The organism is Gemmatimonas sp., assembly GCF_044376735.1.
Lineage (GTDB): Bacteria > Gemmatimonadota > Gemmatimonadetes > Gemmatimonadales > Gemmatimonadaceae > Gemmatimonas.
Map to the genome: position 1 here is coordinate 1 of NZ_JBILKJ010000111.1, position 9,336 is coordinate 9,336.

Consider the following 9,336-nt stretch of genomic DNA (forward strand, 5'->3'; position numbering starts at 1 on the left):
GCTGAGTAAGGACAAGGGGGTATGGAGAAGGGAGATGTTCGTACCCCGTACTCCTCCTTACTCCCGACCCCTTACTTCGCCGTCATCACCCAAACCACTCCCGCGGCGCCGTCCGCTGCTGATCGGCCGCTTCGAGCACCCAGGATTGCGCCACGGGTTCCGTGACTTCGTCGGCGACCCGTTCAAACCACTGCCGCGCCTGCGCGTCGTCACCGACACGCCGCCACAGCTCTCCTACCAGGTACGTGAGCACCGCCCGTTCTTCGGCGGGCACACCGTCGTACATCTCGAGGGCGTCAGCAAAGCGCCACGCGGCTTTCCGCCGGAAATAGCGCTCCGCTTCGGTGTCGAGTTCGTCCACGCAACACCACGCTGCGCGCAGATACAGATCGGCCAGATATCGCGGCTCGCTCTCCTGCCACTCCGCCACTTTGGCGGCATGCTCGTACTTGAGGGATCCCGATGGCAGCTGCGACGTCATCGCCGGCGCCAGCTCGTTCCACACCATCGCGCGAAGCATGGCGTCCGGCTGTGCGTCCGCGGTGAAGTCCCGCTGGATACCGGCGTAACCGCAGTGCGTGCATAGGTGGACGAAGTACGGCAGCGGCTGCATGCCGGCGGCGCGCTCGTGGAAATCGGTGCGCTTGCCGCCAAGTGCATTGGTCGCCACGACAGTCTGCGAGCGAAACAGCCGCTCGCACACGGGGCAGGTCAGTTCGATGAGATGCAACGTGGTCATGGCACGGCGTGAGGGGACACGGAGAAGTGTCGGCACCAGCCGCCGCCGAGTTGAACGCTACCCCCAGAGATTCGGCGCGGCGAGCTTGTACGTCCCCCTGCGCTCGGCTAACTTCTCGCGGCTCATTCGGCGATTAGTGCTTGGTGCTCTCGATCGCGTCGGTCTCCTGTTCCCGGATCGTTGATGTTGATCAATCTGGTACCGGATTTCCTCGCCGTACTCGACGCCGACGATCGCGTCGCGGCGTACCTCGCGTATTTCGAGCGTCACCGGCCACTATTGGCGGCATATTGGGACAACTATGTCCTCGAGCCGTCGGGGCCGCACTTCGAAGAGGTCGTGCAGGCCACGGTCAACGCAAATCGCGACGACCTGCTCACCCTCCTCTCGCGCACCGACGTGGTCGCGCTGGCGCGTCAGGCCGAGGAAAAGGTGCGCACGCTCCTCGACATCGATGTGAGCTACGATGTGGTGCTCATGGTCGGCGTCGGCGCCGCCAACGCTGGTGAACTGGTCGTCGATGGCCGGGGTGTGGCGTTCGTGTGTCTCGAGCACTTCACCGGTGTCGCCAACCCGGACACGCAGGGGCTCGGGCTCGATCCCGAACTGATCCCCATGTGGCTCGCGCACGAAATCACCCATGTGGTGCGGTACACGTCACCCTCGAGCCGCAGTGACATGCGCGGTTTCGTCGCCGACGCCGGCGGGTACTACTCATACTGGGAAACCGGACGGCAAGCCTCGTTACGCGAGCTGCTGATCAACGAAGGGCTGGCGGTGCATGTGTCCCGCGCCGTCAGCCCGGGGCACGCCGCGTGGGAGTATTTCGGGTTCGCCCGGAAGCAGTATGCGCGCGCGAGAGAGATCGAGCCGGTGCTCCATCGCGCCCTTGTCACTGACGGCGACCGCGCGGCCCTCGGCCTGCGCCTGCGCTACCTCTCCGGCGGCATGAGCGACGAAGCCCGCACCGTGGAACGCACGGTGCTCCCCGAGCGCGCTGGCTACTTCTTGGGCGCTCGCATGGTGGAGGCCGCTATCGCCGCCCGCGGATACGCTTGGGCCACCCGTGCCAGCGTGCAGGAATTGGCCAGCGTGAACGATCCGGTCATGGAGCGGCCGAGGCTCACGATCGTCGGCTGACGTTGGCTGGGACGGTTCGACAACTACAACGGCAACGGCAACTGCCAGAACACGGATACCACGGATTTACACAGAAAAAACACGGATAAGCAAACAGCGCTTTTGGCTTATCTGTGGCCGTTTCCGTGTCATCAGTGATCTCCGTGTTCTGGCTGTTGTTTTTGCTGTTGTTTTTGCTGTTGCTGTTGCTGTTCGCATCCTACTTCCCGATACAGAACTCCCGGAATACCCGGTCGAGCACGTCCTCGGTGTCCACGATACCGATGAGATCGGAGAGAGCCTCGCGAGCCGTGTATAAATGCACCGCAGCGACCGGCGCCGGCAGCGCACCGCTTTCCCACGCCAACAAGAACTCGGTGAGTTCATCGTGTGCCGTGGCCAGTCCGGAGCGATGACGCTCGCGGGTCACGAGCACGTCATCACCAGCGGGCAACGCCACCGAGCTGGCCATCGCAGTTCGATCAATAGCCTCGAGCAACTCCCGGAGCCCCTGCCCCGTCTCCGCACTGACACGGTGCACCGGCTCGTCGGATGCCGATGCATCGAGATCTGCCTTCGTACGCACGGGAATCACCATCCCGCTCGTGCGCGACGTAATGGCCGACGTTGTCGACTGGATATCGGCCGCACTCGCGCCGCACGCCAGCACCACCTGCGCTTGCCCCAGATAACGGGTGCTCACTTCGATGCCCAGCCGCTCGATTGCGTCGTCGGTGTCCCGAAGGCCCGCGGTGTCCACGAAGCGCAACGGCAGCGGGGTGCGATCGAGGACGGCTTCGATGGCATCCCGGGTGGTACCGGCGATCGGGGTGACCAGGGCGCGCGACTCGCCCAGGAGCGCATTGAACAGCGACGACTTACCGGCGTTGGGGGGGCCCGCGATCACGACGAGGACGCCGTCGCGCAGGACGGTGGCCTGTGGGGCCGTCTGCAGGAGCCCGCGCAGCGCGTCGCGAAGCGACGCGGCCGCCTGGTGAATGCGGGCGGGAGCGATCGGCCCGTCGTCTTCCTCGGGGAAATCGATGTCGTACGCGATCAGGGCTTCGAGTTGAATGACCTCGTCGCGCAACGCCAGCAACCGCCGAGAAAGCCCGCCATCCAGCTGTGACAGCGCCTGCCGTTGCATCGCGGTGCTGCGTGCATCGATCAGATCGGCCACCGCTTCGGCCTGCACCAAGTCCATGCGGCCATTCAATACAGCCCGCCGCGTGAATTCGCCGGGCGCGGCCGGACGGGCACCCGCCGCGACGCACGCCGCCAGCACCAGCGCCGGCACCACATGGCCACCGTGGATCGAGATCTCCACCACGTCGTCGCCCGTGTACGATCGCGGCGCCGCAAACCATATGATCAGCGCGTCGTCGAGTGGGTCGCCATCGGGATGGCGCAGGGCCACGCGAGTAGCGCGGCGCGGCACCAGCTCTGATGCGCCAAGGGCGCGAGCGATGGATATCGCTCGCGCCCCTGACAGCCGAATCACGGCAATCGCCCCGCGTCCGGCAGCTGTGGCGAGGGCAACGATCGTGTCGTCGCCACCAGGCAGCTGCCGCGCCGTGAGCACGTCGTTATCCGCGCACGACCGGTGGCTGCGTCTTCGTGCGCTCCTGCGAGATCAGCCACTGCTGTGGCAATGACGCGAGGTTCTGCACGAAATAATACAAGTTGAGTCCCGAGGCCATGTTGAAGAAGATCACCATCATCATGGCGGGCATCAGGTACATCATCATTTTCTGCTGTTCGTTCGCCTTCATGCCACGCATGCCGATGTACGAGAGCGCCATCGCCGTAATCGCCACGAGCACGGGCAACACGAAGAACGGATCCTTGAGCGAGATGTCGGGGAACCACAGGAACGACACACCGCGGAACTCGATCGTGTTCTGAAACACAAAGAAGAGCGCGAAGAACACCGGCAACGGAATCAGCATCGGCAGACAGCCCGACAGGGAGCTGAACGGCGACATCCCGTGCTCCTTGTACACGCGCATCATTTCCGCTTGCAGCTTGGTCGGATCGCCCTTGTACTTGGTCTGGATCTCCTGCAGATGCGGCTGAATGCGCTGCATCTGCATCGAACTGCGCATGGCCTTCTGATTGAGCGGCCACAGGATGATGCGCACCGCTACGCCGAACACCACCAGGATCCAGCCGTACGACAACCCGAGCGTCGACTTCATCCACAACAGCAGGCGAATGACCATCGTGGCGAACGGCTGCACCACACCCTGCAACCAGCCGCCATATGGGTTCGACGTTTCGAACGACCGCCCGATCGCCACGAGCCGCTTGAACTCCTGCGGACCGGCGTACACCTCGAACGCCACCGTACCGCTCTTGAGCGAGGCCACAATGGTCGCTTCGCTGCGCGTGGCCGCCTTCGCCACCCGCGCGCCGCCGGTGAAGTTCACCTCGGCGAAGCCCGGCACCCCCTGCGGGGCCAGCACACCAAGCAGGAAGTACTTGTTCTTTGCCACCGTCCAGTTGATCGGGCCGGCCTCGATGCGACGCTCACCCGGATCGAGTGAGGCGAACGTGACCCCCTTCGCATTCTGCTGATCGGGCCGGTAGGCATACGCGAGATGCGACTGATCTTCGGTGGTGTCGGATTCCGATGAGCGGAAGCCGGGCGGCATGTCGATCAGCAGGAAGCTGTTCTCAGGCGCGCCCTGCACGCTCGCGGACACATTCACGCGGTAGCTGTCGGGGAGGAACGAGTAGGCGATCGTGATCGCGCGGGCACCCACGGTGGCGTCGTAGCGCACCACGGCGCGTCCGTTGTCCTCGCTGCGCGTCGTGGTGAACGTCTGCGTGTTCAGCGCCACCGTGTCACCGGGTGTCACGAGACGGAAGCTCAGCAACCGGTCGCCCGCCTTCGCGAGCTCCACCGGGCCACCCCTGGTGCGACCCTTGTTGGAGAGCGCGACGTACTGCTGCATTTCCACGCCAATGAGAGAGGCGCCACGGTTCGTCGTCCGGAAGACGGCTGGCGTGGTCGTCACCACGGCGGTGTCGACCGGCAACGCCGTTGGGAGCGCCGTCGCCGAGGCGGAGTCGGGCAGAGCGCGCATCCCCGGCGTCGCCGTCCCGGCGGCAGCCGCCGCAGCCGTATTCGCGGCCGTAGTCGCGACGGCAGATGTCGAGGAAGCGGCCGTCGCCGAGTCGGCGCGACGCAGGGAGTCTGTTGCCGCCGTCTTGCTTCCGGGTGCCGGTACCGGCGTCGGGAAGAGGATCGGCGTCAGAATCAGGACCGCCGCCATCAGGACGACGGCGAGGACGATGCGGCGTGGTTCCATGGTCTTGATAGGGGAGCGCTCAGGGCACCGGATCGAATCCGCCGGGCCGGAACGGATGACAGCGCCCGATTCGGCGCAACGCCATCCATCCTCCACGTAGCGCACCGTGACGCGCGAGCGCCTCGATCGCGTACGCAGAACAAGAAGGATAATAGCGGCAGGCGCCCCCGAAGATGGGGGACAGCGTAAGCTGGTACCCGCGCACCATCAGGATGAAGAGCCGGGCGATCATGGCCGGGGTGCCGGAGTCACCGCGACAGCTTGCGCACGGCCTGCAACACTTCCGCGCGCAGCGTCTCGAAGTCTCTGGCGTAGGCCACCGGAAGCACCTTGAACACGAGGTCGACGGGCGCGAGTCCGGGGAGGACGTCGAGGCGGGCGACTTCGCGGAGACGGCGCTTCAGCCGGTTCCGCTCGACACCCGAGTGCTTGTACTTGGGCACCACGAAGCCCACGCGGGGAAATGCATGAAGGGAAGCCAAGGTGCGCACGTCCAATGAGGCGGTGCGGACTCGCTTCCCTTCGTGTCGGACCCGCTCGAGGTCGGACCCGCGCGTCAATCGCTGCGCGCGCGGGAACGACCGGGAATCAGGCGCCGGCGTACTTCGACGGGATCTGGACGGTCAACACCTTGCGGCCCTTACGGCGGCGACGGGCGAGCACCTCACGGCCCCACTTCGTCTCCATACGCGCACGGAAACCGTGCTTGCGGACTCGCTTGGTGTTGCGCGGACGATACGTGGGCTTGCCCATAAGAATGCTCGAGGTAACGCGGGATGAATCGCGACGGTTCGACTGGAAGTTCTCAGCACCTCCCCCACCAGCGCAGCGTGCCATCGGCACGATAGCTCCAGCGTGGAAGCGTCCTGACCTAGCCCACGAAATTACTCGCGGGACAGGGGTGCGGTCAACCCCGCCAAGTACACCCGCGACAACGATTTGCCAGCGCCCGCTCAAGTCGGTGTGCCAACTTGCTTGCGCTCACGAATCCAATGCTGGTGTCACATCACTGACGCGATTGACTTATCCACACCGGCGAATAACCTTCGCCCCCCCCGCCCCTTTTTCGTCCGATGCTCGCCCATGGCCGGGGCCGCCCGAACCCCGACCTCCCGCCATGTCCCTGACGCCTGCCGAAACCTGGGATCGCCTGCGCCAACGCGCCCGGCAGGTGCTCCCTGAGCAGACGTACCGCACGTGGCTCGAGCCCACCGACGCCCTCGGCATCGAAGGAGACACCCTCCTGGTCGGTGCCCCTGATCAGTTTTCGGCCGACTGGAACGAGTCCAAACACGCCGACCTCCTCACCGGATTCGCCGCCGTCGCCCTCGGCCACCCCATGAAGGTGCGCTTCAAGGTGGCCGAAGAACGCTTGGGGCGGGTGCAGATGGACATGTTCGTCCAGCCACCGCCAGCACCTGTTGCCGCGCCACTAACAGCGCACCAACAGCGCTTATCGGCGCCACTGAACCCTCGATATACGTTCGACCAGTTCGTCATCGGCAAGTCCAATGACGTCGCGGCCGCCGCCGCCCAGGCCGCCGCCCAAGCGCCGGGAAAAGTCTACAACCCGCTCTTCATCTACGGCGAAACCGGACTCGGCAAAACGCACCTCATGCAGGGCATCGCCCACGAGCTGCTCAAACGCACCCCCGGGCTCCGCCTCGCGTTCGTCGGGACCGAGCAGTTCACCAACGAGTTCGTCAACGCGATCCAAACCGGACAGATGGGTGATTTTCGGCGCCGCTTCCGGGAGATCGACCTCCTCCTCGTTGACGACGTCCAGTTCTTGAAGGGGAAGGAATCCACCCAGGAAGAATTCTTCCACACCTTCAACGCCATCTATGAAGCAGGACGCCAGATCGTCCTGACCTCGGATCGGCCCCCCAAGGAGATTCCCGGGCTCGAGTCGCGTCTGGTGTCCCGCTTCGAATGGGGGATGGTCGCCAATGTCGATGCGCCTGATTTCGAACACCGGATCGCCATTCTCCGCAAGAAGGCGAGCCTCGACCACCTCGAACTCACCATCCCCGACGAGGTCATCGAGTTCATCGCCCAGCATGTGAAGTCGTCGGTGCGCGAGCTCGAAGGCTCCATCATCAAGCTCCTCGCCTACGCCTCCCTCAAGCACCGCGAAATCTCCATCGAACTCGCCCGCGAAGCACTCCGGGACAAGCTCAAAAGCGCCGCCGCGTCGGATTTCCCCGATATTCCCCCCACCACCATCACGGTGGCCACCATTCAGCAGGTGGTCTCCCGCGAATGGGGGGTCACCCCCGACGGGCTGCGCTCGAAGACCCGCACCAAGCAGCTCACCACCCCGCGGCAGGTTGCCATGTACCTCTGTCGGGAGCTCCTGGCCCTCCAGTTAGTCGAAATCGGCAATGCCTTCGGCGGACGGGATCACTCCACCGTGATCCATTCGCTCGATCGGGTGGCTGAAGACATGGGCGGCGAGCCCGGTTTTGCCGACCGCGTCCTCAAGGTCCGAGGCATGTTGGAAACGCTCCGATCCACTGGACAACTCGGGACCTGATCCCCAGCCGTCCACATGGAAGCCCAGCTTTCCCCCGATTCCCGGGCCCCGATGTGCACCAATGCGGAGAAAAAGCACGACTCGACATGGAATGCACATGATGCGGCATGGCGGAAGTGCTTTGACACATGTAGCTTGCGGCGTTTATAGACAAGCCCACACGCCCTGCTGCTACTACCAGTTTTATCTCCAAAACTCTTTTTAACAGCAGTCCTTCCACACAACGGGCATGCGCTTCACGATCTCGCGCGAGAAACTCCAAGAAGGACTCGCGGCAGTAACCGCCGCCGTACCGGCCAAGACCACCTTGCCGGTCCTGTCGAACCTGCTCGTCGAAACCACCGAGCGCGGTATTCGCTTTTCCGCGACCGATCTCGATATCGCCGTCAGCACAGAAGTCAGTGCCGATGTCGAAACGCCAGGGGCGATCACGATTCCCGCCAAGAAGTTGAGCGAGATCGCGCGCGAACTGCCGCCATCTCCCGTCAAGGTTTCTGCCAGCGGCGAACAGCGCGTCACCATCGAATGCGGACGATCCAAGTTCAAGCTCCTTGGACTGCCGCGCGATGAGTTTCCCACGTTCCCCACCGTGCGCTTCAATGATTCGTGGCGCGTGAAGTCGGGCGAACTGCAAAAGCTCATTTCGCATGTCGCATTCGCCGTAAGCACCGAAGAGTCACGACCCATTCTCAATGGCGTCCTCTGGGAGTTGCGCGAAGATCGCATGCGCATGGTCGCCACCAATGGGCACCGCCTCTCCAAGATGGAAGTGCCGGTTGAATCGAGCAGCGCTCCGCCGGGCGATTTGATCGTACCGCCGAAGGCCCTCGAACAGATCAAGCGCCTCTTCCCGGCCGAAGAAGAGCTCGAGATCGCGCGTGGCGAAAACCACCTCGGGTTCCGTTCGCCGTTCACGTCGGTGTTCACGCGCCTGGTTGAAGGCCCGTATCCGAACTACGAACAGGTCATTCCGAAGGACAACGATCGCTTCTGTTTGTGCGACAAGGCGGCCCTCACCAGTGCGCTCAAGCGCATGAGCGTGATCGCGTCCGATCAGACGCACCGCATCAAGATGTCGTTCAATACCGGCATGCTGAAGTTCAGCGTAACCACGCCGGATCTGGGTGAAGCATCCGACGAACTGCCGGTGAACTACAACGGCGACCAGCTCGATATCGGCTTCAATGCCACCTATCTGCTGGAGATCCTGCGCTACATGCCCACCGAGCAGGTGCGTCTCACGTTCAAAGCCCCTGAGCGAGCGGCCACGATCGAGCCAGAAGGCTGGGATGATCCGGCCAAGTATCTCTGCCTCGTCATGCCGCTGCGCTTGATGGACTGAGCAGCACCGCGCGGCACACCGCTCAGCGAATTCGTTCCGCCCGGAGCTCCACCCGTTGCAGCACCTGCTGCGATCGCGGAGTTCCGGGCGGAATGCGTTCCACGACCTGCAGGGTGAGCGTACTCGTGCCCCGGAGCGTTTCCAGTATGCCGGTTGTCGCCGCAATCTCGATACGCTGCAATCCGGTCCCGGTCCCGGAAAGTTCGAACGCGCGGAATGCGGTGCCGCCTTTCCCTTCCAGCTTGCTGCTGATCTCGCGAGTCACCACGAGCGTTTCACGCGTTCG

9 protein-coding genes and 1 pseudogene are annotated in these 9,336 nt (G+C 63.9%); 3 read left to right on the plus strand and 7 right to left on the minus strand.

Annotated elements, in window-relative coordinates; all coding sequences use genetic code 11:
• Positions 1-85 precede the first annotated feature (85 nt).
• Entirely contained in the window at positions 86-739 is a 654-nt protein-coding gene (locus ACIRA7_RS12625; RefSeq protein ID WP_396221202.1) for a DUF2225 domain-containing protein, read from the minus strand.
• A gap of 183 nt (positions 740-922) precedes the next feature.
• On the opposite strand from ACIRA7_RS12625, the gene ACIRA7_RS12630 reads away from it, so the two are divergent.
• The gene (locus tag ACIRA7_RS12630; RefSeq protein WP_396221203.1) at positions 923-1,879 is read left to right on the plus strand and encodes a hypothetical protein; all 957 of its coding nucleotides are present in this window, start codon (positions 923-925) and stop codon (positions 1,877-1,879) included.
• 199 nt (positions 1,880-2,078) lie between these two features.
• On the opposite strand, the gene mnmE is transcribed toward ACIRA7_RS12630, so the two are convergent.
• The 5 genes and pseudogenes from mnmE to rpmH all read right to left on the minus strand — a co-directional run bounded on the left by mnmE (position 2,079) and on the right by rpmH (position 5,925).
• Positions 2,079-3,440: a tRNA uridine-5-carboxymethylaminomethyl(34) synthesis GTPase MnmE gene (gene mnmE, locus ACIRA7_RS12635; protein WP_396221204.1), complete on the minus strand. Its 1,362-nt coding sequence runs from the start codon at positions 3,438-3,440 to the stop codon at positions 2,079-2,081.
• A 4-nt stretch (positions 3,441-3,444) separates the two neighbouring features.
• Positions 3,445-5,172 carry a membrane protein insertase YidC gene (yidC, locus tag ACIRA7_RS12640; protein ID WP_396221205.1) on the minus strand — a complete coding sequence of 576 codons (1,728 nt, stop codon included), beginning with the start codon at positions 5,170-5,172 and terminating at the stop codon, positions 3,445-3,447.
• 19 nt (positions 5,173-5,191) lie between these two features.
• Entirely contained in the window at positions 5,192-5,404 is a 213-nt protein-coding gene (yidD, locus tag ACIRA7_RS12645) for a membrane protein insertion efficiency factor YidD (RefSeq protein ID WP_396221206.1), read from the minus strand.
• A gap of 16 nt (positions 5,405-5,420) precedes the next feature.
• Positions 5,421-5,738: pseudogene (rnpA, locus tag ACIRA7_RS12650) on the minus strand (ribonuclease P protein component); the annotation flags it as partial.
• A gap of 22 nt (positions 5,739-5,760) precedes the next feature.
• Entirely contained in the window at positions 5,761-5,925 is a 165-nt protein-coding gene (gene rpmH, locus ACIRA7_RS12655) for a 50S ribosomal protein L34 (RefSeq protein WP_171226297.1), read from the minus strand.
• Between the two features lie 364 nt (positions 5,926-6,289).
• Between rpmH and dnaA the strand changes: the two genes are divergently transcribed.
• Positions 6,290-7,708 carry a chromosomal replication initiator protein DnaA gene (gene dnaA / locus ACIRA7_RS12660; RefSeq protein WP_396221207.1) on the plus strand — a complete coding sequence of 473 codons (1,419 nt, stop codon included), beginning with the start codon at positions 6,290-6,292 and terminating at the stop codon, positions 7,706-7,708.
• 229 nt (positions 7,709-7,937) lie between these two features.
• Entirely contained in the window at positions 7,938-9,050 is a 1,113-nt protein-coding gene (dnaN, locus tag ACIRA7_RS12665) for a DNA polymerase III subunit beta (RefSeq protein ID WP_396221208.1), read from the plus strand.
• 22 nt (positions 9,051-9,072) lie between these two features.
• On the opposite strand, the gene ACIRA7_RS12670 is transcribed toward dnaN, so the two are convergent.
• Positions 9,073-9,336 (minus strand): hypothetical protein (locus tag ACIRA7_RS12670; protein WP_396221209.1); only part of this gene is annotated, 264 nt, incomplete at its 5' end.